Genomic DNA, 21,765 nt, shown 5'->3' with positions numbered 1-21,765 from the left:
TTAATGAATGTTGTCTCCTTTTGCAATTTTTCGCACTTCTACACTATTCCCTTCACCTTGTAATACCGGACAACCTTTTGCAAATTCAACCGCTTCTTCTACTGTATCTGCTTTAACAATAATGTAACCACCGATGGTTTCTTTTATGTCGCCAAAAGGCCCGTTGGTAACAATATTATTATGTCTTACCACTCTGGCACCCTCAAATGGAAGGCCATTGCCTCCCGAAAATTTATTCTGTGCAGCAATGCCGCCTATCCAGTCCATTGTTTGTTTCATCCAGATTTGAATTTGTTCAGGTGAAGCTACTTTTTGTCCGTCTTCGTGTCTGAAAATTAAAATAAATTCTTCCATTTTGATTAAAATTAATTTTTATTAATGTTTTACCATATATCAAAGAAGGCTGGCGTAATTGGACAAAATATAAAATCTTTTATGCAATAATTATTTGCAGGTGCTTTCTTATTCATTAAATGAAGACAACTTTTAGCTCTATATCTTTTTCAAAAATTTAACAATACTATTCTTGAAAATTTGAGTAATTTATATACCGGTGTAAAAACGGAAATAAATGACAAAAAAATATTTCATTATTGGTATTGTAAGCATTCTGCTTATCGCTTCAGCCTTTATTATTCCTTCAAAAAAGACCCATCCGACAAAAACAAAAAAACTGAAAGCGGTGCTCATTCCCGGAAAAAAGTTCCTGTTTAATTCTTTTGTGGATTGTAATATGGCAGAAGTATGGATTGCCGATACATTTCGGATCTTCCCTGGTAAATATGGAGAAGATCCTGTCTGGGGAAACTCACGTGAATTAAAATTTACAAATGGGTTTACTGTTGATGAAGCTTTCAGTCGGAAATCGGAAGAATTTATTGAACCCAAAATGCCGGAAAATGTTGCACCCGGAAAACCTGGCCTACACGGAGCAGTATGGTTTGAAACCATTTACCAGGACCCACGAGATAAAAGCGACAAAACTTTATTTGCATTGTATCATAATGAGAATTATCCTGCTACGTTGCCTTATAATCCTTCTACCGGAAAAGGATATATAGATACAAAATGGCCAGAAGGTTTAAAAGGCCCGACTTCTGCAGCCGCGGTTTGTCGAATTGGAATTATGAAATCTGTAGATGGCGGACGCAGCTGGATTGATAAAGGAATTATTCTTGAAGATTTGCAGACACGGATGATTTTAAAACCGCATAACACTTCAATTAATTTTGCCGGCGGCGTTGGTGATCCGTCTGCAGTTGCCAGCGGCGATTACCTTTATATCTTCTTTAGCGAGTACGGTTACCCCGGAACTTATAATCCTGCAACATACAATCAAGATATTGAACATTCTGCCCAATGCATTAGTATGGCGCGAATCCCACTAAAAGAATTGGACAATCCGGCAGGAAAAGCGAAAAGATGGGGCGGAAAAGATTTTAATACTCCTTATAATGCTACAGGAAAACCCATAGCTTCCCTCCAAATTCCGAAGTCAGCCGGAGGTGGAGCAACCTCTTCTCCTACCGGGAAATATTACTGGGGCCCTTCAGTAAGCTGGAACACCTATTTAAAAGCCTGGGTTATGTTAATGGCAAAAGCCGAAGGCCCTTCCTGGAAAGGCAGCAGTATTTACATTTCATTTAACAAGAATAAAGATTTAGGGCACGGTAACAATTCGCAGCAATGGTCAAAACCGGAACTACTACTTAACAAACCCGGACATACTCTCTGGTATCCTTCAGTACAACCATTAAGTTCATCAACAGATAAAGAAAATAAAAACACCTGTTTGAAATTAGGGCAGAAAGCCCGTTTATTTTTCAAAGACAATCATGACGATATAGGAGAATACTTATCCGAATATACTGTGGAATTTAAAAATGAATAATTAGTTGAAAGCTGTTGTACTCCCGGCAGGAATACAACAGCTTCTTTTACTAAAATCCGTCGTCATCTGCACTCGGGCCATAACTACCAGGTATTGGAATATTTAGCAGACGAAGAAATACGCCTAATTGTGCTCTGTGGTGAATAATCTGCGAAAAACTCATCCGGATAACTTCGTATTTACTGGATTTACTGTAAATCTGATCTCCGTTGCTCAGTGTCCAATTTTCCCAGAATTGATCTTCCCGGGCGTTCTGCAGGTGCGATCTTCCGTCGGCAAGGCACTTCTCAAAATAATTCAGCAACTCCTCCGTGTTGTTAATTACTTCAGGAGTATATGGATTGTTGGCAAAATCCAGTCCATCAGTAGTCAAAGCCATTGAAATCCACGAAGGAAGCTCAGCAATATGCGTAGCAAGCCGGCGTACAGACATGCTTTTTTCATGAGGTTGCCAGTCATACTTATCGTTTGGCACCTTGGATAACATTTTCCTTGTTGTTTCTGCTTCCTGATCAAGTTCTGTTAATAATAATTGAATTAGTGTTGGCATAGCTTTTTTGTTTTGTTATACAAAGTAACTCATAAGCAATGACAACCTTATGTCAGCAGGATTATTTTAATATCATTTTTTTATTGAAAATAAAACAGAAGGAATAAAAAAAGAGCCTTCCTGAATAAGAAGGCTCCTCATATATAACGACTGCCTGAAGCAGGAGAATTTTAATGAATGATTACTTTTGAACGCAGGTATTGTTTCAGGATCATATAAAGTCCCACTCCTATCAGGACAAAAGGAAAAGAAGGAATAAAAACACCTACTGATGAAAAAATATCCTGAATAAGAAAAAAGGAACCTATAAAAATCAATATATAAGCCAGCGGCTTCTTAAAATCATTTTTTATACCTGAAAATATTCCAACTGCAAGAACAATAATGGGTCCGGCATTCAGCCAGGAAGGGAAACTAAATCCGAAATTTTGAGCAAGAAAGAGCGATCCGATAAAAAGGAGTATTAATCCGGCAATTGTTTTTCCTGTTAATTGTTGTTTGAGGTTTGTTAAAGTGTTCATGGCTGTTATTTTTATATCTCAAAAGTACAACAGCATTGAAGGCACAACAATGGGAATTAGGTGAATTGCATGAACTTTTCGGTAAAGTAAATAATCCGGTCGGTAAATAAGGGGAAATTTTTATTTGGCTCCTTTTACCTGCATTTTTAGCGTATAAATTGCTTTTGAAGCCGTAATAAAAAGGATATTTCTATCCTTTCCGCCAAACGTTAAGTTTCCTGTCCAGGGTTCAGGGACATCTATGTGAAGAACTTTTTCTCCGCCCTTATTATAAACTGTAACTCCTTTACCAGTTAAGTAAAGATTCCCCTCCTGGTCGAGCGTCATTCCGTCGGATCCCTGCTCCACAAATAGCTGTTTATTAGTTAACTGTCCTACAGCATTTATGGTATATCTGTAGGTTTTACCGGCTCCTATATCCGCTACAAAGAGAGAAGTACCATCCGGTGTTCCAATAATTCCATTCGGTTGCACAAAGTTATCATCCACAATTATTGCCTGATTTTCCCCTTTAGGTAAATAATATAAATTCTGTTTTTCAATTTCCTGCTTATCTCTGTTCCAGTAATCGCGATGATAATAAGGATCGGTAAAATAAATTCCGCCATTTGTATCTACCCATAAATCATTCGGCCCGTTTAAAAGCTTTCCTCCAAAATCTTTTAACAGAACTGTAACCTCCTTTTCCGGACTTATTGACCACAGCTGGTTATGTTCATCAGCACATGCAATAAGATTTCCCTTTTTATCAAAATATAAACCATTAGAGCGGCCGGAATTATCTAAAAAAACAGAGAGCTTGCCATCTGTACTATATTTCCATATTTTATCATTAGGCTGATCTGTAAAAAAAATATTTCCTTTTTTATCTGCAGCCGGCCCTTCTGTAAAGCTGAACTGTTTTGAAACTAACTGAAGTTTGGCGCCTTTTTCAATTAACATGGTGTGTGAAGTAGAATCTGTTTGCGAAGCTAAACTACCTGAAAGCCTGCTGCCCGAAGCACAGGAATAGCAGGAAAAACACGATAAAAGCAAAATAGCCAATAAGTTTTTAGGAATTATATTCATTTATTCAAATAAGCCTGATAAGGGAAGCAAGATAATTTTTTTTACTGAATGTCCTTTTATATAAAGATTAAAGTTGCTGTTTTATTGTAACCGATATCGTTCTTTATTTTTTTCTACACTAATATACAATTAGTTATATTTTTTTTCTACCTTTATTATCACCCTACATTTTTCATTAAAGAAAGAACTTTTGCCTTCTGTTTTTCAGAGGGCTTTTTAATATACTCCAGTCATCCCGAATAAATATTTTTGTTACGTATGTATCTTTTGCATTCTATACACTAAATTAGCTTAACATCGATCCTTTTATTACCTATGAAGAAGCACCAGGGACAAATTATTAAAAGTACCCTCAAAGAAATTAAAGTAAGTATTGCCGAACTATCACGAATAATTGGCGAGACCCCTCGTATAATAAATAAATGGTTAAGCCTTCAGGAACTCAACCCTGAAATCATATCTACTATCGGGAAAGCTGCAGGATATGATTTTTCGAGTGAATTTCCTGATTTGAATTTAGAAAACCCGGTAAAAGAAACCGCTGAAAGAAATATGGATGAAGAAAATACTAAACAGGAGGAAATTTACTGGATGAATAAATACATAGAACTTCTTGAAAAATATAACGACCTGTTAAGTAAACAGATAGAGGTTTAACCTGCGAAGATCAATTCACAATAGTCCTAAAGGTTAAATTTATTCTGGGCTTACTTACTTTCTTTGTTTTAGGTAAGCAATGAAGCCAGTTTGTTTGAGTAGCACCTTTCATTATTAGCAAACTGCCGTTTTCTAAAATGAGCGAGGTAGAAATTTTTGTTTTTTTATGTTTAAAAGCAAACTTACGCTCGGCACCAAAACTAAATGAAGCTATAACAGTGTCCTTGCCCAGTGATTTTTCATCGTCGCTATGCCAGGCCATACCTTCTTCTCCTGTATGGTATAAATTTAACAGACATGAATTAAATTGCTTTTCTGTGAGCTCTTCTACTATTTGTTTGAGGGATAACAGCTCCGGAGTCCATACTAACGCTTGTTTAGTAGTATTTGAATACGTGTACAAGTAATCAGAATCTCCGTACCAGGCTGCTTTTCTTTTGGTAATTATATGTTTTCCAAAAATGATGGCTTCATCATTTTTCCATTGTATTGTATGAAGTAAGCGGTCGAAATAATAATTTGCCTGCTGTTTATCTACTATTCTCCCGTAGTAATTTGCAACACCATCGTAAGGCAGTAAATTAACTACTCTTTCTGTATTAAATAAGTCCATACTTCCATTTTAAATAATCGCTTTTCATGCAACTTCCGCAGGGGCGGAAGCCGTTTTCTTTCGCATCATTTTCTGTTTCAAAGAAAACCCGGTTTTGCTTTTTCATTCGCTTGCCTGATTTACACGTGAGTGTACCGTAAATTTTAAGTTTTAGGTTTCCTCCAAAAGAAATTGAACCATCACGGATTAGTTTTCTCAATTCACTATCGCTTATTTTACTATGCAGAAACATGTTCTTATGTTAAAGCATCGTGAAAAATAATGCCTAAGGTGTACCTTTCACCTTCGTGCACCTCGCTTACACCATGTTTCATATTTACACGATAATAGCCCTTGTTTCCTTTAACAGGACGAAAATTAGTTGTAAAAATCAGCATATCTCCTTTTCCTGGTTTTAGAACAATCGCTTTGGATTGCGCTCTTGGAATCTGCTGAGTCAATACAAACTCTCCTCCTGTGTAATCCCTGTCGGGTTCATTCAGAAATAATACCAGTTGGATCGGAAAGAAAATTTCACCATATAAATCCTGATGTAAGGTATTATGTCCGCCTTTGCCATATTTCAGAATAAGAACAGCTGGCTGTTTTTGATTATGGTTATGACAATGCGCCTGCAACTCTAAAAATGTTGCCGGAAAATTAGTTTGCAGATTTAAAGCATTCATCCAGCCGTTTGCAACCGGTACAAGATGAGGGTAAACTTCCTGTCTGATCGTTTGAATAATTTCGGGCAGAGGGTAGTTAAAATATTTATATTCGCCAAAACCAAACCGGTAACGTTCCATACAAACCGTTTTACGATATAAATCACCGTGGTTATAATCCCTTTTTAATTCATTGCAATTTTCAACCGACAGCAATTGAGGTAGCAGGGCAAACCCTTTTTCATTTATATCTCCGCGAACATTATTCCACAGAATGCTCTTTATTTTTTCAGTTATATTATTCATAGATCTGCTATAATGCTCTGCTTAATTCAGTCTGCGCTGCTTCCCATCCTATCATAGCTGTTTTACGTATGATTCCCCAATGATACTGCCCTAAAACGCCGGTAGACTGTATTACACGATGGCAGGGAATCAGGAAAGCGACGGGATTCTCGCCAATAGCGGTTCCTACGGCTCTGGAAGCAGTAGGTAGCTGTATTTTTTTTGCAATAGTTCCATATGTAGATACTCCTCCCATAGGAATCTTTAAAAGTGTTTCCCAAACTTTTAACTGGAAATCAGTTCCTTTTAAATGAAGCTTTATCTGGCTTAGCTTTGTCCAATCGTACTTAAAAACTGCAAGTGCGTTCTGCTGAATCAAATCCGCCATTTGCCGATAAGACGCCTTGGGAAATTTCAACTGCATTTTCTGTAATGCCTCCCGTTCGTTATCAGCAAAAGCGATATAGCATATCCCTTTAAAAGTTGAAGCGACGAGTATCTTGCCAAAGGGACTTTCGGCATAGCTGTAATTTATAGAAAGGTTTTCGCCCCCGTTTTTATATTCGCCGGGGGTCATCCCTTCAATTTTTACAAACAAATCGTGCAAACGTGAAGTTCCGGAAAGTCCTGTTTCAAAAGCCGTTTCAAACAGTGTAGCCTGGTTTTCTTTCAGCAGGTTCTTTGCATACTCCACCGTAATATATTGTAAAAACTTTTTAGGGCTTACTCCTGCCCATTCTGTAAAAACCCGCTGAAAATGAAACGGACTGAGGTTCACCTTTTCTGCAACTTCCTCTAAGCCTGGCTGGGCTTTAAAATTACTTTTAATATAGGCTATCGCCTCGGCAATCCTGTTGTAATTCGTTTTGTTTTGCTCTGTCATCTTTTTCGTATTTGTTAAACAAAATTATGATACGACATACCCTCCTCCTACCCGAAACTTGCTGAGTTTAAACTTTAATAAGGATTAGCATAGAATCAAAGAAATTACAGGTAAGAATAAGATATATTTGTCTCTTCACTGGTATTACTTTGTTTTAAATTTTAATTATGAATAATCCAATTATCACGGGAATTCTTTCTTACGGCATGTCAGGAAAGCTTTTTCATGCACCTTTTATCTATGTTCATCCTGGCTTTGAACTTTATGCTGTAACCGAAAGACATGAAAAAAATGCTTCAAAACGTTATCAGAATATAAAAAGTTATAACTCTGTGGACGAATTGATTGCTGATCCTGCTATTGAATTAGTTATTGTAAATACGCCCAACAATACACATTATGAATTTACTAAGAAGGCTCTTCTTGCCGGAAAACATGTACTTGTTGAAAAGCCATTTACCCCAACCGTAGCTGAAGCTAAGGAATTGTTTAAGCTTGCAGATGAAACAGGTAAAAAGATTATGGTTTATCAGAACAGAAGGTACAACAGCGATTTTCTTTCTGTAATAGAGGCAATAAAAAGCAACAAACTTGGAAAACTTATTGAGCTACACATTCGATTTGACAGGTATAGAAACGCAATCGGACCTAAAAAATTCAAAGAAACGCCTGTAGCCGGAAGCGGGCTTGCCTATGACCTCGGCGCTCATTTATTAGACCAGGCTATCTGCCTTTTTGGAAAACCTTTGTCTTTCACAAAAACAAAAGGGATTTACAGAAAAGATTCACAGGTGGATGATTATGTAACTTTTCACCTCGTTTACCCCGAACAGGTAAACGTATTCCTCACCGCGAGTATGCTGGTTGTAAATCCGTTACCTTCTTACGTGATAAATGGTAGCCTGGGTACTTTTATTAAGGACAGAACAGACGTCCAGGAAGACCAGTTGATAAAAGAAATACTTCCTTCCGATCCCGGATTTGGCATTGAAGATCAGGGAAAAGAAGGGTTGCTGAGCTGGATTAATGAAAATGGTAATAAAGAAAATATGGAACTACCATCCTTAAAGGGAAAATACATGGATCTTTTCAGTGATATTTATAACCATATCAGGCTGGATGTTCCTTATCCAATAAAGCAGGAGGAGATTATATGGCAGCTGGAGATGCTGGAACAGGAATAAAATGTTTTGTTTTTAAATTTTTTAAACTGTGTTTTAATAAGTTAAGTTGATTTTTACAAAAAGTTCAAACCACTACTTGCAGCATAACAGATATAACTCTATATTTGCACCACTTTAACGGAAACGATAAAGGGTACCGAAAAGGTTGATTCCGTAGCTCAGCCGGTAGAGCATAACACTTTTAATGTTGGGGTCCTGGGTTCGAGTCCCAGCGGGATCACGTAAACAAGAAAGCCACTGAAATTCAGTGGCTTTCTTGTTTCCATCAAGCAGTTCGACTACATAAATAGCCCGCCTTACAGATCTAACGTTATTTCATTTGTTTATTTTAAAAATCCAGCCTTGCGATACGTAAATACCAGCAGAACATCAAATAAGTAAATAACTATTTAAGACATTACTTAAATGTACATATCGGGAATTCCATAAAAAATATTCGCGGATTAGATAAATATCTGCTATATGTTTTCCTGTTCAGCTAACCGTTACTTGTTATTCCTTCTGCTAACTTGATCGTATTATTTTTAATCAATTAAATGATTGCCTGAATTCAAGAGGCGAAAGCTTCGTCTTCGCTTTAAATAACTTACTGAATGACTGCGGATGTTCAAAACCTAATTCATATGCAATCTCACTCACTGAGAGGTTGGTTGTGGATAGCTTTTCCTTCGCGTTCCCAATTAACTTTTCGTGAATGTGCTGCTGTGTACTTTGGCCCGTAAGCACTTTTAACAGGCTGCTTAAATAACCGGGCGAAACATTTAATGTATCCGCAATGTATTGAACCGTAGGCAAACCTTTTGTTGCCAGATCCTCGCTACGGAAATAATCAGTGAGTAACTTCTCCAAACGGTCAAGAACTTTGTGATTTGTTATTTTCCTTGTGATGAACTGCCGCTGGTAAAAACGCTCCGCATAATTCAGCAAAGTTTCAATTTGAGAGATGATAATACCCTGGCTGAACTTGTCAATATTGGAATGATATTCTTGTTCAATGTTTTGAACAATACCAGTAATGGTAGCTTCTTCCTTTTCTGACAGAAATAACGCCTCGTTGACTGAATAATTGAAGTATTCGTATCGGTGTATATTTTTTGCAAGTGAAGTATTCCAAAAGAAATCCGGATGAATAAGCAACATCCAGCCTTTATGTGCCGGTTTCTCGCTTTCGTTTACCTCTACACTAAAAACCTGGCCTGGGGCCATAAAAAACAAGACACCTTCGTCGAAATCATACTGCTGCTGCCCATATTTGAGTTTGACGTTCGAGGTTCTTTTTAAAGAAATAGAATAAAAATCCAATACCCAATTGTACACATTATTTTCTTCGGAATGCTTAATTGTACTATAATCTATCACACTGATCAACGAATGTTCGGGCTTGGATAAGCCTCTGATCTGATGAAATTCATTGATCGTTTTAATTCTGTATGATTTTGTATTTGCCATACCAAAATTTTAAATATAATTAAATATAATCCTAAGGAGTTGAGCTTACAATACGTTCGTTCCGTTCTTCGCTAAAGAACGGAACGATTCGCAGATACTGCTGCTGAATAATGTTATTGCTGTAACTTTTCGATCATTTTTTATCACTTAATGCATACGGAGATCATTTATTGCTGATGATAAACTGTTGCAAATTCTGTCGCAAAATCTTTCAATTTTACTCGTCCTAATGCGGGTTTGTTGCGTTGATAATCTTCGTACAATACACCGCCCCTTCTTGCTGCATTCATTTCTACAAAGCCTTTTGCTGTTTTGGGATTCATTCCTGCTGCAACCAGTCCATTTAAAAATTGTTCATCGGGAATAGCCACCCATTTCAAATCCGCCTTTCCGATTGCTTCACCCAAAATTTTGGCTGCCTCATTTGGAGAAAATTCATCACTTGCGATATAACGAATTGTTCTTCCGGTGAAAGGCGCTTCCATCTCTTCGGCTATCACAGTGGCGATATCAATAGGCGAAACCCAGGGCTCCCGCTCATCTCCACCATAATTTTGAATAATTTCACCCCGTGTTTTTATACTTTGTATAAAAGCAAACATATTATAGTAGAAACCTACAGGACGCATAAACTTAATAGAAACATCGCCTGGCAGTTCATTCAAAATCTTTTCCAACTCATAGTGAAAAGCAAGAATACCATTTCCCTTTTCCATGTGAGCACCAATGCTGCTTAAATGTATTATGCGTTTTACGCCCGATTGCTGAATCGCTTCTTTATAATTTGTACCTATTTTGATATTTGCGGCCTTAAAATCAAGATTTTGATCAAAGAAGCTGCCTGCTGCAATGGCTTCCATAGCATAAACAATATCTGCTCCTTGAAAGGTCGCCGACAGAAAATCAGCGTCTTCCATTGTACCAATAGCTGCTTTTGCACCTAATGCTTCAATTGCTGTTCGTCTTTCGGGTTTACTGCTTACAACTGTGACTAAATGCCCTTTTTCCACTAACTCCTGTGTCAACGGCTTGCTGATGTGTCCTAATGAACCTGTTACTATAATTTTCATTTCATTGTTTTTTGATATTGCAAAACTCTGCAACAATCAAAAAACAGGTGTAGCCGAATCTGCTTTTGTTGTAGCCGAAAATCAGGTGCTACCTTTTTATAAATTTCATTTGTTTACTCACCTGGTTTATCCACTCTCTGGCCATCAATTCGTGTCCTGCAGGCATCGGATGAATTCCGTCCCATATCCAATATTCTGCCGGAGCTAATTTTAGCGCCCTGTTAAATGCAGATTGAAATTCTACAAGTATAGCATTCTGTTCAAGACTTATTTTCCGTACTATCGCCCTCCTTTTTTCAACTTCTGCAGAATACTCGTTCCATTTCTCTTTCACTTTGCCTACGGGAAGAATAAAAGGCTCGCAAAGAACTAATTTTACATTCGGTAGTTTTAGTTTTGTTTCAGCTAACAGAGATCTGTAGTTGCTTTCATACTGATCTGCTGTATAGTTTTGATCTCCGCCAATAAAAGCAGAAGTATCATTAATACCTATTAAAATACTTAATAGATCAGGTTTTAATTCAATTGTATCTGCTTCCCACCGATCTGCAAGGTCGGCAACCTTATTCCCGCTGATACCGCGATTGAAAAAATGAAAGTTTTTTACGGGGAAATCATAACCGAGTCTGCTTGCAATTAAGTAGGCATATCCATGTCCCATTACATGATTCCAATCGTTATTCCGGCTCCTGTTCCCATCTGTGATTGAATCGCCCTGAAACAAGAAAACAAAACCTTCGCCTTCCTTAGTTAGCGCTGGGGGCGGATAGGAACCTGCAGTTAAAATTACCGGAGAAATTACGCTGGCAACACTTAAACCTATAAACTTGTTTAAAAATGCCCTTCGCTGGTTTATTTTTTCATTTTGAATCATCTCGTTTTTATTTCGAATTCAGAAATTAAAGTTCGGATTTTCACTTGTATTTACTAATATTATAATTGATACCTTAATATCGTACTCTCAATGCGCAATTCAACATTTGAAGATCTTCAGGCTGAAGGATTAATCAGCGAAAATACCCTGCATACCATCCGGCAAAAACACGCCAATCCATTATTTTCTCTTTATTGGGAATTGAAGAGCTTATTATACACTGGCGTTTTGTTATTGAGTTCTGGCCTGGGCATTTTAATTTATAAGAACATCGATAGCATCAGTCATCAGGCTGTGCTGATTTTTATTGCTGCAGTCAGCGCAGGCTGTTTCGCCTGGTGCAACAAAAAGAAAGCTCCTTTCAGTTATTCCAAGACTGAATCTCCTGATTCTTTTTTTGACTATATCCTCCTGCTGGGAACATTAAGTTTTTTAAGTTTTGTTGGTTATCTGCAGTTTCAATATGAAGTTTTTGGAAACAGATATGGCCTGGCAACTTTTATTCCCATGCTCGCTTTATTCTTTATCGCGTATTATTTTGATCATATCGGCATTTTAACGCTTGCTATTGCCAATCTTGCCGTGTGGATGGGCGTCACTGTTACTCCCAAGGATCTGTTGGAAAAAATGGATTTTAATAACGAACGTGTTATTTATACTTACCTTGTTCTTGGTGGTTTTCTTATGGCAGCAGCACATGCCACGAGCCGTTATAATCTGAAAAAACATTTCTTTTTCACTTATCATCATTACAGCGTACATATCATATACATCGCCTTGTTATCCGGATACTTTTATTACAACTACTCACCTTCTTTAATATGGCTTACGCTGTTAGCGATTATTAGTTGGTTTATATACATGGATGCCTTAAAAAGCAAATCATTTTACTTCCTTCTTCTTTGCATGGTTTACAGCTACATTGCCTTAAGCGGTTTTATAATAAGAACTTTATTTATGAAAGAAGCCGAATTAAGTATCTACCTCAGTTTCCTGTATTTTATCGGTTCAGGTATCGGGCTGGCTAGGGTTCTCATTAATCTAAGCAAAAAAATTAAAGCGGCATGATCATTTATAATAAAACCTGGCTGTCAAACCTGTTGCTTATAAATCAGGTAGAAAAAGAATTTGAGGCCGGGCTTATCACTAACCAGGAATTAAGAAATATTAAAGAAAAATATCCGGTAGGGTTTTACTCTCCAAACTTGTTTATACGTGCCGGATTATTTTTACTAACCCTTATTATCTCGATATTTTCCTCCGGTTTTTTAAGCCTGATATTGGCTGATGCTCATGTTATTGAAAGTTATGGCTGGCTCATATTTCTTGCACTCGTTCATTATATAGCACTGGAATTTCTTGTACAAACAAAGTTTCATTTCCGCTCGGGTGCAGATGATGCTTTATTATGGATTACGTTCGGGTTATTAACAGCAGCATTTGTTTGGGCAGGCAGTAATAAAAATGCAGACAATTATCTTAGGATTTCAGGCTTCATATTCATTTTAAGTGCAATTTTATCCCTTCGGTTTTCCGATGTGCTTATGAGTGCCGTATGCTGTTTATCATGCCTCGCTTTCCTGTTTTTTGCCTGGCAAAAAATGGGTGGCTTAGGCTTAACAACTCTCCCATTTATATTGATGTTCAGTTCGGGATTAATTTACTGGTTTGTAAGAAAAAATGCCGGAAGCACTAAAACTAAATTTTATGCAGGCAGCTTAGTAGTACTTCAGGCAATAAGCCTGATAACACTTTATCTGGCAGGCAATTATTTTTTTGTAAGGGAACTGGGAAATATGCTTAGCGGAAGCAAAAATGAGTCTATTCCTTTCGATTGGTTCTTCTGGCTTTGGACCGCCACCTTACCTTTTTTGTATATTGGTTTTGGTCTACTTCAGAGAAACAGAACTCTTTTGCGAACCGGCTTGTTATTAATTGCTGTTACAGCTTTTACAATACGTAACTATTATCATTTAGTACCATTAGAATTAGCGCTCAGTCTCTGCGGAATAATAACCTTAAGTATTTCATACATTGTAATTAACTATTTAAGAATACCAAGGAACGGTTTTACTTCTGCCGAAACAGAAAATCCCGATCTAATTGATAAACTCAATGTCGAATCCTTGGTTATTTCTGAAACCTTTTCCAAGACCGGGCAAGGTTCGACTGAAGAAAGCACGCTGTTTGGAGGTGGTAAATTTGGAGGCGGAGGTGCAAGCAGTGGTTTTTAATAAGGACAGGTAAACCATTGATAGTAAAACAAGGTTGCTGGAGAGAAGCCTATTTGATCTTATTCATTCACCTTTTTCTCCGATCTTTATTTAAACTGCATGAAAGTATTTATTTCCCTTTTACCTGAATAAAAACTTCCTTATAGGCGGTTCGCAACGCATCGAGCATTAGTTCTTCAGGAACCATTCGTAATTCAAAGGTAGTCCAGCCTTGTAATCCCCATTTATTTGGAACAGGATAGACTGCTTTTTTGTCAAAAGTGCAAAAAACAGACTGGTCAATTAAAGAAAGTTTCAAATTAACAGTTTCACTGGGTTCGTGTAAAGTAGCATAAATCCTTTTCTTTTCAACCTTAAAAGCTGTACGATCAAGATGAGGCGTTGTCAGGGTTCCGGCAAAAGACATTGCCTGAAATTTGAACTCTTCAGTACTCATTAATATACGTTTGTTGATGCAGCAGCAATATACAATTAAGTTAAAACATGCTTAAAGAACCTATTGATTATAAGAAAGTCTAAACAAAATAATATGACAGCTATTAATTAAGATATGGCAAAGCAAATGCAGGCGGCAGTGTATGATGAATTTGGATCTGCAGACAAGATACAAATCAAAACAATTGATCTTCCGGAACTAAAGGAAGGAGAAGTTTTAGTAAAAATAAAAGCAGCAGCGGTAAATCCGGTAGATTCAGCTGTACGCGAAGGTTATCTGAAGACATTTATTCCTATTAATTTCCCGGCAATACCTGGTTGGGATGTTGCCGGCATTGTAGAGGAAAGAGCTTATAGCGCAAGGCGATTTGAAGTTGGAGATGAGGTTTATGCTTATGCCAGGAGGCCGTTAGTACAGTACGGTACCTTTGCAGAATATATAGTGATACCGGAGAGTTACCTGGCATTAAAACCAAAAACACTTTCATTTGAAGAAGCAGCAGGTATTCCGCTGGTAGGTTTAACAGCTTTTCAATCACTGATAGATGCAGGAAGGCTACAGGAAAATCAAACGGTTTTAATATTGGGAGCTTCGGGTGGTATCGGAACTATGGCCATACAGTTAGCCAAGGAAAAAGGTGCTACGGTAATCGGGGTCGCCAGTGAGAAAAACCATGTGTATATGAAAGAACTGGGCGCCGATTATACCGTGGATTATAAAGAAACAGATCTTGCAGCAGCAATCAAAAGAATTTCTCCTGAGGGAGTTGATCTGATTTTTGATGCAGCCAGCGGAGAAACCCTTCAAAAAAGTTTAGATACATTAAAACCGAAAGGGAAACTGGTTTCAATTTTAAATCATGGAAATGATCTGCCTGAAACCATTAACTTCCACTATGTTTTTGTTGAACCAAACAGTAAGGAACTTGCGGCCCTGGCAGAGATGGCTGAAAAAGGCCATTTAAAAGTTCCGGTAAGTGCCCGGTTTCCATTAGATCAAACAGCAGAAGCAATGCGACAAATTGAAACTCATCATACTAGGGGAAAAATTGTAATTATTCCTTAGTAAAGCTTGCTTTTTTGTGTTTAAATCGGACAAATTCTTTTACTTAACAGATACAGCTTTTTTCTGAAAGCTATAAATCAGGTAGTATAACGCTGGCAGAATAAACACACTGCCAAGTAATAAAGCAATACCCAAAGCCTCTATAGTTTTATAATGGCCCTGATGTTCGATTAAGGAAAGGTGCTGCCCGTTTTTCAGCAACACGATATCCGGAAAATGCTGAAAAGTTACCGCGAGCAGGATCATGGTAACCTGAAAACCGGCAAGGACCCGAATAATTTTAGTTTTCCCAAGAAACGTCAGGTACCAGAGCAGAACAAGCGAAAAACTTGCTGCAGTTACAGCACTGATTCCAATAGCGTTGCCGAATATCCAGCTCCACAAAGGAATATGCTGAATATAGGCTGCGACAAAAACGAGTCCGCCACAAATAACCGCGGCAATATTCATAATCAATGCTTTCTTCTTAAAACGTCGCTTTTCAGTAAGATTATCTGTTTCTCCGATAAGATAAACAGCAGCAAGAAAGCCACAGATTGCAACCGTAAATAACCCAACAGCTACAGAAAACCAGCTTAACCAGCTAAAAATATATGCAGATAAAAAATCATTCGCATGGATATCAATATGCCCTGAAACTGTACTTCCAGCAATAATACCAAGAAACAAGGGAGTAATAAAACTCGAATAAGCAAATATCTTATTATAAACCTCTTGCATATCATCTACCACCGCATCGTAGTGCCTGAAAGCAAATGCTGTTCCTCGTGCTACAATACCCAATAACATAGCTACTAAAGGAATGTGCAGGTAAACCGACATAGTTGCATAAATAACCGGAAAGCCTACAAACAAAATAACAATTGCAATAATCAGCCACATGTGGTTAGCTTCCCAAACTGGCCCTATTGCCTTGTACAACGTTTTTCTTGTTTGCTCCCTGTTCTTTGATGAAGTAAAAAGTTCAATTATTCCTGCACCAAAATCAGCACCACCAAGAAGCAGATATAACAGGATAGCTGTCCAGAGGAAAACAATTACAACATATAGCATTTCTTACACTTAATTTAATCAATAACCTGAATATCATAGAGTTTGTCAACCATCTTAATTTGCCTGTAAAGCATGAATATAACTATGAAAGCCAGGGAAATATATACAGCCGTAAAAAGGTAAAAAGAATAGATAATACCCGGCATTGGTGTAACCGCATCAGCAGTTTTCATTACTCCGTAAATGATCCAGGGCTGCCTGCCTACTTCTGTAACTGTCCAACCTGCCTCTACTGCTATAAAACCCATGGGCGTAGCAATCACAAACAGTTTAAGAAGCCACTTACTGTTAAGCCATTCTTTATTCTTAAAAAGGCTAATAAAATAAATAATTGATATTATCATCATGATAACTCCCAAGCCAACCATAATCTGGAAGGCATAATGAGTAACAGCTACAGGTGGATGATTTTCAGGAGGAATACTGTTAAGACCTTTTACTTCCGCATTAAAATCTCCATGAGCTAAAAAACTTAAAAAACCGGGTAGTTTAATGGCATAATCTACTCTTTTATTCTTTGCATCTGGTATGCCCCCCAGAATTAAAGGAGCTGATTTTTCCGTATTAAAATGCGCTTCCATTGCAGCAAGTTTCGCAGGCTGCCTGCGGGCAACGTCTTTAGCAGAAATATCGCCGCTTATGGGCTGCAAAACGGCCGCTATTGTTGCGAAGATGGCTGCAATTTTAAAAGCTCTCTGATGAAAAACTACATTTTTCCCTTTAAGGATCATTAGTGCATGAACACCGGCAACAGCAAACCCGGTTGCTACGAAAGCCGCAACAGACATGTGAAGTGCCTGGGAAAACCACGCATCATTAAACATTGCTTTCATCGGATCGATATTCAGATATTGTCCGTTTATAAAATCAAATCCCGCCGGACTGTTCATCCATGCATTGGCAGCAACTACTAATATCCCTGAAATTATGCCGCTAACACCCACTACAACTCCCGTAAACCAATGAAACCAGGGGTTGAATCTGTTCCATCCGTAAAGGAAAAAGCCCAGGGCAATTGCTTCTATAAAAAAGGCTGTTCCTTCCAGCGAAAAAGGCATTCCGAATATCGGCCCGGCATGTTTCATAAATTCAGGCCAAAGCAAGCCCAGTTCAAATGACAATACGGTTCCGGATACTGCCCCGGTAGCAAAAAAGATTGCAACGCCTTTACTCCAGGCCTTTGTAATATTCTTATAAACAATATTGTTTGTAGTTAACCAGAAATAATGTGCTACTGCCATAAAAAAAGGCATCACCATTCCGATACAAGAAAAAATAATATGGAACCCCAGAGAAAGGGCCATCTGAGAGCGGGCAGCTAAAAAATCATCCATGAAAAAGAAGTTAAAATTTCGTACATTTTATGTACCTGTGCACTCCCCTCTTAAATCGTTGCAAGATACGTAAAGTATAAGAAAAAACCCTCTTTACCGGACAATCAATACTTCCTGTATGATTATTAGTTAAGGTCTTCTATATTTCTTTTCTGTTAATCTTATCCTTCTGATCTCTTTCTGGCTATCACAATCCTATGCGTTGCATATAAGCAAAAGATAAACTTACTTAATAGGTTTAACTTATAATTCTTTGTCCTCCCGAATAACCTTCAAGCCTTTTGTCCAGCGAAGCAACTGTTTCAGCATTGTTTCTGCTGCTTTATAAGAAATTTCGTTTGCTTCAAATTCGTTTTTATCATTAATATTCTGCTGAAAAAAAGGAAAATTTACAGATTCGTTAAGCGCCACAACTTTTAAGGACGCAAGATCATTCTTTAAACTGTTCTGTGCACGTGTTCCCGCAGAAACTCCTCCATAACTTACTATTCCAGCTGCTTTATACCCCCACTCCTGCGATAAGTACTCGATTGCATTTCGTAAGGGAGCCGGATAATTATAATCGTATTCCGCTGTTACAAAAATAAAGGCATCGGCTTCATCAATCTTAGCGCTCCACCATTTAGTATGCTCGTGTTCATACTTTTTTAATACTGGATGATTCGGTTCGTCCATCATAGGCAGATTGATAACGCCGAGATCGAGCAACTCCACCTGGAAGTTCCCGTTCTTTTTCGCAATCTCCGTTATCCAACCGGCTACGATAGGACCTTTTCTACCCGGCCGCACTGTTGATGAAATAATTTTCAGTTTATACATGCTTTAAGTTTTTAATTTTTCAGATTCAATTATTCCAGCGGAATATAGCTTCTGGATTTATAAGTCCGGTTTCCTACTATTGTTTTAATAAAACAAATCAGAACGTATTTCGAAAAGCCAATAAAATTGCTAACTTTGTTAGCAATGAAACGGTCCGGCAGTGCTGATCTTCCTTTACATTATGGCTACATTCCCAAATGGCTTGCTGAGCGGATGGCTAAATTAGGTTTAGCTATTACCGAAGCTATTATTTCTGAATATGGAAAGGCTGAAATTTTACGACGCTTAGGCGATCCGTTCTGGTTTCAAAGCTTTGGAGCCGTTATGGGAATGGACTGGCATTCTTCAGGGATAACTACTTCTGTAATGGGAGCTTTAAAACGGGCGGTAAATCCGCATTCAAAAGAACTGGGGATTTATATCTGCGGCGGTAAGGGCAAATCGTCCAGGCAGGCTCCGAATGAATTAATTCATGTTGGCAACAAAACCGGTCTTGATGGAAATTATCTTGTTCGTTGCAGCAAATTAAGTGCAAAAGTAGATAATACAGCTGTTCAGGATGGATTTCAGCTATACACCCACAATTTTATAGTTAGTAATGAAGGTGACTGGACAGTTGTACAGCAAGGAATGTGTAACGGCAGTTCAATGGCACGCAGATATCACTGGCACTCTTCCTCTCTCACATCTTTTGTGGATGAACCTCACACAGGCATCTGTGGTACCAATCAGGGAACAATAGTAAACATGGTTGCAAAAGAAGCATCTGACGCCAGAAATGCAGTAATGTCTATAAGCAAAGAATCGCCGGCGACTATGCTCAAGGAAGTGCAAAAGCTGGTAATGCCCTCTCATCACGATGTACGGTCAAAAGATGTTGACTTAAAAAGACTGGGAGCAGTATTGTGGCTTGCGCAGGAAAAGAATCCCTCAAATTTTGAAGATCTCTTGTTGCTGGAAGGATTAGGACCGCGAACTTTACAGTCGCTGGCTTTGGTAAGCGAAGTTATTTATGGAACTCCGTCTCGTTTTAAAGATCCCGCCCGTTTCTCATTTGCTCACGGCGGAAAAGACGGCCATCCTTTCCCTGTTCCTCTTAAGGTGTATGATGAAACAATCACTACACTCCAAAATGCTGTTCATAGGGCTAAAATCGGACAATCTGATAAACAACAGGCAATTAAAAAACTAACGGAAATTGCACAGAGGGCAGAAAAAGATTTTATTCCAAACAGCAATTTCGAACAGCTCATAGAAAAAGAACGTGCAGACTCCTGGAAATATGGCGGGCGTACTGTATTTGGAAAAGCCAAGCCACCGGCAAGCACCCAGTTAAAACTATTTTAACACTTTCTACCTGCAACTTAACTTACTACTTGATACTTATTACTTGATACTTACTCACTTTACCATCATCCCTCGCCTTTTCAATTGCCATATAGTTGCAAAAGCAATCAGTGTACTTGCCACTGCTACAGCAGCAATAAGCCCGGTACTAACAAGCGGTTTAGGAATATATTTTATCCCTTTATCGTTTGCCAGCGCAGGTTCTTTTACATAACGTCCCGTGTCAGGCACAGCTACTTCTTCGAAATGTTCAGCGAGATAGGTTAAAGCAGTATTTAATTCTTCTCCGTACATTGGTTTTCCATGTCCGGTGGCACCAACCTGCGGATTCAACGCTGCAAGCTCTTTTACCGAATCCGCTGCTGCTTTCCAGTCTATTGTAAAATACTTTGGCGGCCCGCTTATTTCTTTCTTTTGAGTAATTACTGCCAGCAAGGATTCCTGTTTAGTAGTCACGAATGCATCCCCCGCGATCAATGTTCCATCAGACTCCCGATAAAGGGAAATATGGCCCGGAGCGTGGCCAGGTGTATGAATATACCTCCACTCCTCCATATTAGGCAAAGTTCCGTCTGTTTTAAGTTTAAAGACTTTTCTTCCCATATTTTTAGGTTTGCGGGGATACGTCCATGACATTAAACTCATCAGTCCCCCTCCAACTAAAGGATCAGGCGGTGGATAAGAAGAAAGGCCTTTCAGATAAGGCAGTTCAAGCGAATGAGCATAAATAGGAACATGCCACATATCTGAAAGATCAGTTAAAGCTCCTACATGGTCAAAATGCCCGTGTGTAAGAATAATACATTTGGGTTTGGCTCCCTCACCGAATAAATCTTCGGCCATGCGCTTTATTTTATTGGCCGATCCTTTCAAGCCTGCATCTACAAGAACCCAGTTATTGCTCTCTGTGGCTACCATATATATGTTCACAAAGACTATTTTCATCCCCCAAACGCCCGGGGCGACATTAAAATAATCACGGCCCTTCACTGTATTTTCACTTACTTCCAACTCTTGTGTTTCCATATTCCTTCTGATTTATTATTGATTCCAGGGACGTAAAGCGGGGTATATTACCCTGGCAGAATCTAAATGCTTTTGTAAAACAGGCAGCGTTTTCTTCGCGTACTTCTTTATCTCCCCATCAGCTACATTACTAACGGCCCGCTTGTATAAACTTATTGCCCGGCCATGATCTTGATCATCATCACCATATATTCGATATCAAAACCATTTGAAGTATAATCTTTCATAGGAAGGTCAGGGGTAGTAACAGTTGATACAATGCCGATACTTTTAGCCGCCGCCATTTGTTTAATTTCATTATTGGATTTTGCATGATCGGCTACCATCATAGCAGCGAAATTCTTAACACAGGAATTTTTAGCTTTCTGCTGTGCCAAAGTTCCCATTTCAACCTCTTTCAGCCCTGCCTTTGTTGCATTTGCCGGGAAATTAGTTGCGGTAATATCGGCGATACTTTGAAAGGCTAGATCCGAAGCTAATATTTCATTACGATCTGAATAAATTCTATTAACCGGCCCATAGCTTAAAACGCTGATAAACAGTACAGGTAATAGTAAGGTGATTTTCATTTTCAGCGGTATTGTATTAAAACAACATGGAAACTTTATGTTGAGTTTTTATTATCTGAAAATGAAGAATTAGTGAAACAAAAGAGGCTGCATCACATGGACTGCCCCCAAAAGTTTGGACGAATTTAGTTATTAGATTTGTAATAATGAGCTCGATATTCCATCGGGCTCATTCCATTTAAATTCAGTTTTA

Annotated in this window: 23 protein-coding genes, 1 tRNA gene and 1 pseudogene; 8 read left to right on the top strand and 17 right to left on the bottom strand. The window is 38.3% G+C overall.

Annotated elements, in window-relative coordinates; genetic code table 11:
• Window positions 1-354 (bottom strand): YciI family protein, encoded by a 354-nt coding sequence (locus ACLCDL_RS17295; RefSeq protein WP_423149669.1) that lies wholly within the window; start codon window positions 352-354, stop codon window positions 1-3.
• A 217-nt stretch (window positions 355-571) separates the two neighbouring features.
• Here ACLCDL_RS17295 and ACLCDL_RS17290 point away from each other — a divergent pair, with 217 nt between their 5' ends.
• Window positions 572-1,891: a hypothetical protein gene (locus tag ACLCDL_RS17290; protein WP_423149668.1), complete on the top strand. Its 1,320-nt coding sequence runs from the start codon at window positions 572-574 to the stop codon at window positions 1,889-1,891.
• Window positions 1,892-1,940: 49 nt separating this feature from the next.
• Here the strand turns inward: ACLCDL_RS17290 and ACLCDL_RS17285 are convergent, their stop codons facing one another.
• From ACLCDL_RS17285 to ACLCDL_RS17275, 3 genes are all read right to left on the bottom strand, one after another.
• Window positions 1,941-2,441: a DinB family protein gene (locus tag ACLCDL_RS17285; RefSeq protein WP_423149667.1), complete on the bottom strand. Its 501-nt coding sequence runs from the start codon at window positions 2,439-2,441 to the stop codon at window positions 1,941-1,943.
• Between the two features lie 170 nt (window positions 2,442-2,611).
• Entirely contained in the window at window positions 2,612-2,962 is a 351-nt protein-coding gene (locus tag ACLCDL_RS17280; RefSeq protein ID WP_423149666.1) for a LiaF transmembrane domain-containing protein, read from the bottom strand.
• Window positions 2,963-3,082: 120 nt separating this feature from the next.
• Window positions 3,083-4,030 (bottom strand): SMP-30/gluconolactonase/LRE family protein, encoded by a 948-nt coding sequence (locus ACLCDL_RS17275; protein ID WP_423149665.1) that lies wholly within the window; start codon window positions 4,028-4,030, stop codon window positions 3,083-3,085.
• 315 nt (window positions 4,031-4,345) lie between these two features.
• On the opposite strand from ACLCDL_RS17275, the gene ACLCDL_RS17270 reads away from it, so the two are divergent.
• Complete coding sequence (locus tag ACLCDL_RS17270; protein ID WP_423149664.1) at window positions 4,346-4,687, top strand: hypothetical protein; 342 nt, start codon at window positions 4,346-4,348, stop codon at window positions 4,685-4,687.
• Between the two features lie 10 nt (window positions 4,688-4,697).
• On the opposite strand, the gene ACLCDL_RS17265 is transcribed toward ACLCDL_RS17270, so the two are convergent.
• The 4 genes from ACLCDL_RS17265 to ACLCDL_RS17250 are packed head-to-tail and all read right to left on the bottom strand — an operon-like array spanning window position 4,698 to window position 7,112.
• The gene (locus ACLCDL_RS17265; RefSeq protein WP_423149663.1) at window positions 4,698-5,300 is read right to left on the bottom strand and encodes an alpha-ketoglutarate-dependent dioxygenase AlkB family protein; all 603 of its coding nucleotides are present in this window, start codon (window positions 5,298-5,300) and stop codon (window positions 4,698-4,700) included.
• The gene (locus ACLCDL_RS17260) at window positions 5,287-5,532 is read right to left on the bottom strand and encodes an Ada metal-binding domain-containing protein (protein WP_423149662.1); all 246 of its coding nucleotides are present in this window, start codon (window positions 5,530-5,532) and stop codon (window positions 5,287-5,289) included. Before ACLCDL_RS17260 ends, ACLCDL_RS17265 begins: the two co-directional genes overlap by 14 nt.
• A gap of 4 nt (window positions 5,533-5,536) precedes the next feature.
• Window positions 5,537-6,250, bottom strand: a complete 714-nt coding sequence (locus ACLCDL_RS17255; RefSeq protein WP_423149661.1) for a 2OG-Fe(II) oxygenase — start codon at window positions 6,248-6,250, stop codon at window positions 5,537-5,539.
• A gap of 7 nt (window positions 6,251-6,257) precedes the next feature.
• Window positions 6,258-7,112, bottom strand: coding sequence for a bifunctional helix-turn-helix domain-containing protein/methylated-DNA--[protein]-cysteine S-methyltransferase (locus ACLCDL_RS17250; RefSeq protein ID WP_423149660.1), 855 nt, complete (start codon window positions 7,110-7,112; stop codon window positions 6,258-6,260).
• Window positions 7,113-7,279: 167 nt separating this feature from the next.
• Between ACLCDL_RS17250 and ACLCDL_RS17245 the strand changes: the two genes are divergently transcribed.
• Both ACLCDL_RS17245 and ACLCDL_RS17240 read left to right on the top strand, forming a co-directional pair.
• The gene (locus tag ACLCDL_RS17245) at window positions 7,280-8,296 is read left to right on the top strand and encodes a Gfo/Idh/MocA family oxidoreductase (protein WP_423149659.1); all 1,017 of its coding nucleotides are present in this window, start codon (window positions 7,280-7,282) and stop codon (window positions 8,294-8,296) included.
• A 147-nt stretch (window positions 8,297-8,443) separates the two neighbouring features.
• Window positions 8,444-8,516: transfer RNA gene (locus ACLCDL_RS17240), tRNA-Lys, on the top strand.
• A gap of 308 nt (window positions 8,517-8,824) precedes the next feature.
• Here the strand turns inward: ACLCDL_RS17240 and ACLCDL_RS17235 are convergent.
• The 3 genes from ACLCDL_RS17235 to ACLCDL_RS17225 all read right to left on the bottom strand — a co-directional run bounded on the left by ACLCDL_RS17235 (window position 8,825) and on the right by ACLCDL_RS17225 (window position 11,689).
• Window positions 8,825-9,745 carry a helix-turn-helix domain-containing protein gene (locus ACLCDL_RS17235; RefSeq protein WP_423149658.1) on the bottom strand — a complete coding sequence of 307 codons (921 nt, stop codon included), beginning with the start codon at window positions 9,743-9,745 and terminating at the stop codon, window positions 8,825-8,827.
• Window positions 9,746-9,912: 167 nt separating this feature from the next.
• Window positions 9,913-10,815: an NmrA family NAD(P)-binding protein gene (locus ACLCDL_RS17230; protein WP_423149657.1), complete on the bottom strand. Its 903-nt coding sequence runs from the start codon at window positions 10,813-10,815 to the stop codon at window positions 9,913-9,915.
• Between the two features lie 88 nt (window positions 10,816-10,903).
• Window positions 10,904-11,689, bottom strand: a complete 786-nt coding sequence (locus ACLCDL_RS17225; RefSeq protein WP_423149656.1) for an SGNH/GDSL hydrolase family protein — start codon at window positions 11,687-11,689, stop codon at window positions 10,904-10,906.
• 90 nt (window positions 11,690-11,779) lie between these two features.
• Between ACLCDL_RS17225 and ACLCDL_RS17220 the strand changes: the two genes are divergently transcribed.
• Together ACLCDL_RS17220 and ACLCDL_RS17215 are read left to right on the top strand one after the other, a co-directional pair.
• Window positions 11,780-12,757 (top strand): DUF2157 domain-containing protein, encoded by a 978-nt coding sequence (locus ACLCDL_RS17220; protein ID WP_423149655.1) that lies wholly within the window; start codon window positions 11,780-11,782, stop codon window positions 12,755-12,757.
• A complete protein-coding gene (locus ACLCDL_RS17215) occupies window positions 12,754-13,923 on the top strand; it encodes a hypothetical protein (RefSeq protein ID WP_423149654.1) in 1,170 nt (389 codons plus the stop codon). The genes ACLCDL_RS17220 and ACLCDL_RS17215 overlap by 4 nt, the downstream gene beginning before the upstream one ends.
• A 109-nt stretch (window positions 13,924-14,032) precedes the next feature.
• Here ACLCDL_RS17215 and ACLCDL_RS17210 read toward each other — a convergent pair whose 3' ends face one another.
• A complete protein-coding gene (locus ACLCDL_RS17210; RefSeq protein WP_423149653.1) occupies window positions 14,033-14,359 on the bottom strand; it encodes an MmcQ/YjbR family DNA-binding protein in 327 nt (108 codons plus the stop codon).
• Between the two features lie 114 nt (window positions 14,360-14,473).
• Between ACLCDL_RS17210 and ACLCDL_RS17205 the strand changes: the two genes are divergently transcribed.
• Window positions 14,474-15,424: an NADP-dependent oxidoreductase gene (locus tag ACLCDL_RS17205; RefSeq protein ID WP_423149652.1), complete on the top strand. Its 951-nt coding sequence runs from the start codon at window positions 14,474-14,476 to the stop codon at window positions 15,422-15,424.
• Window positions 15,425-15,463: 39 nt separating this feature from the next.
• Here the strand turns inward: ACLCDL_RS17205 and ACLCDL_RS17200 are convergent, their stop codons facing one another.
• The 3 genes from ACLCDL_RS17200 to ACLCDL_RS17190 all read right to left on the bottom strand — a co-directional run bounded on the left by ACLCDL_RS17200 (window position 15,464) and on the right by ACLCDL_RS17190 (window position 18,630).
• Window positions 15,464-16,477, bottom strand: coding sequence for a cytochrome d ubiquinol oxidase subunit II (locus tag ACLCDL_RS17200; protein WP_423149651.1), 1,014 nt, complete (start codon window positions 16,475-16,477; stop codon window positions 15,464-15,466).
• Window positions 16,478-16,491: 14 nt separating this feature from the next.
• On the bottom strand, window positions 16,492-17,811 hold the full coding sequence (locus tag ACLCDL_RS17195; protein WP_423149650.1) for a cytochrome ubiquinol oxidase subunit I: 1,320 nt from the start codon (window positions 17,809-17,811) through the stop codon (window positions 16,492-16,494).
• A 243-nt stretch (window positions 17,812-18,054) separates the two neighbouring features.
• On the bottom strand, window positions 18,055-18,630 hold the full coding sequence (locus ACLCDL_RS17190; protein WP_423149649.1) for an NADPH-dependent FMN reductase: 576 nt from the start codon (window positions 18,628-18,630) through the stop codon (window positions 18,055-18,057).
• Window positions 18,631-18,774: 144 nt separating this feature from the next.
• Here ACLCDL_RS17190 and ACLCDL_RS17185 point away from each other — a divergent pair, with 144 nt between their 5' ends.
• The gene (locus ACLCDL_RS17185; RefSeq protein WP_423149648.1) at window positions 18,775-19,977 is read left to right on the top strand and encodes a DUF763 domain-containing protein; all 1,203 of its coding nucleotides are present in this window, start codon (window positions 18,775-18,777) and stop codon (window positions 19,975-19,977) included.
• A 54-nt stretch (window positions 19,978-20,031) separates the two neighbouring features.
• Here ACLCDL_RS17185 and ACLCDL_RS17180 read toward each other — a convergent pair whose 3' ends face one another.
• Both ACLCDL_RS17180 and ACLCDL_RS17175 read right to left on the bottom strand, forming a co-directional pair.
• Window positions 20,032-21,003, bottom strand: coding sequence for an MBL fold metallo-hydrolase (locus tag ACLCDL_RS17180; protein ID WP_423149647.1), 972 nt, complete (start codon window positions 21,001-21,003; stop codon window positions 20,032-20,034).
• Between the two features lie 15 nt (window positions 21,004-21,018).
• Window positions 21,019-21,389: pseudogene (locus tag ACLCDL_RS17175) on the bottom strand (DUF4142 domain-containing protein).
• Window positions 21,390-21,765: the final 376 nt, after the last annotated feature.

The organism is Rubrilithobacter danxiaensis, from assembly GCF_047272945.1.
Lineage (GTDB): Bacteria > Bacteroidota > Bacteroidia > Sphingobacteriales > Sphingobacteriaceae > Rubrolithibacter > Rubrolithibacter danxiaensis.
Note: the sequence above shows the minus strand (reverse complement) of the source record. Positions and strands in the feature narration are given on the sequence as shown.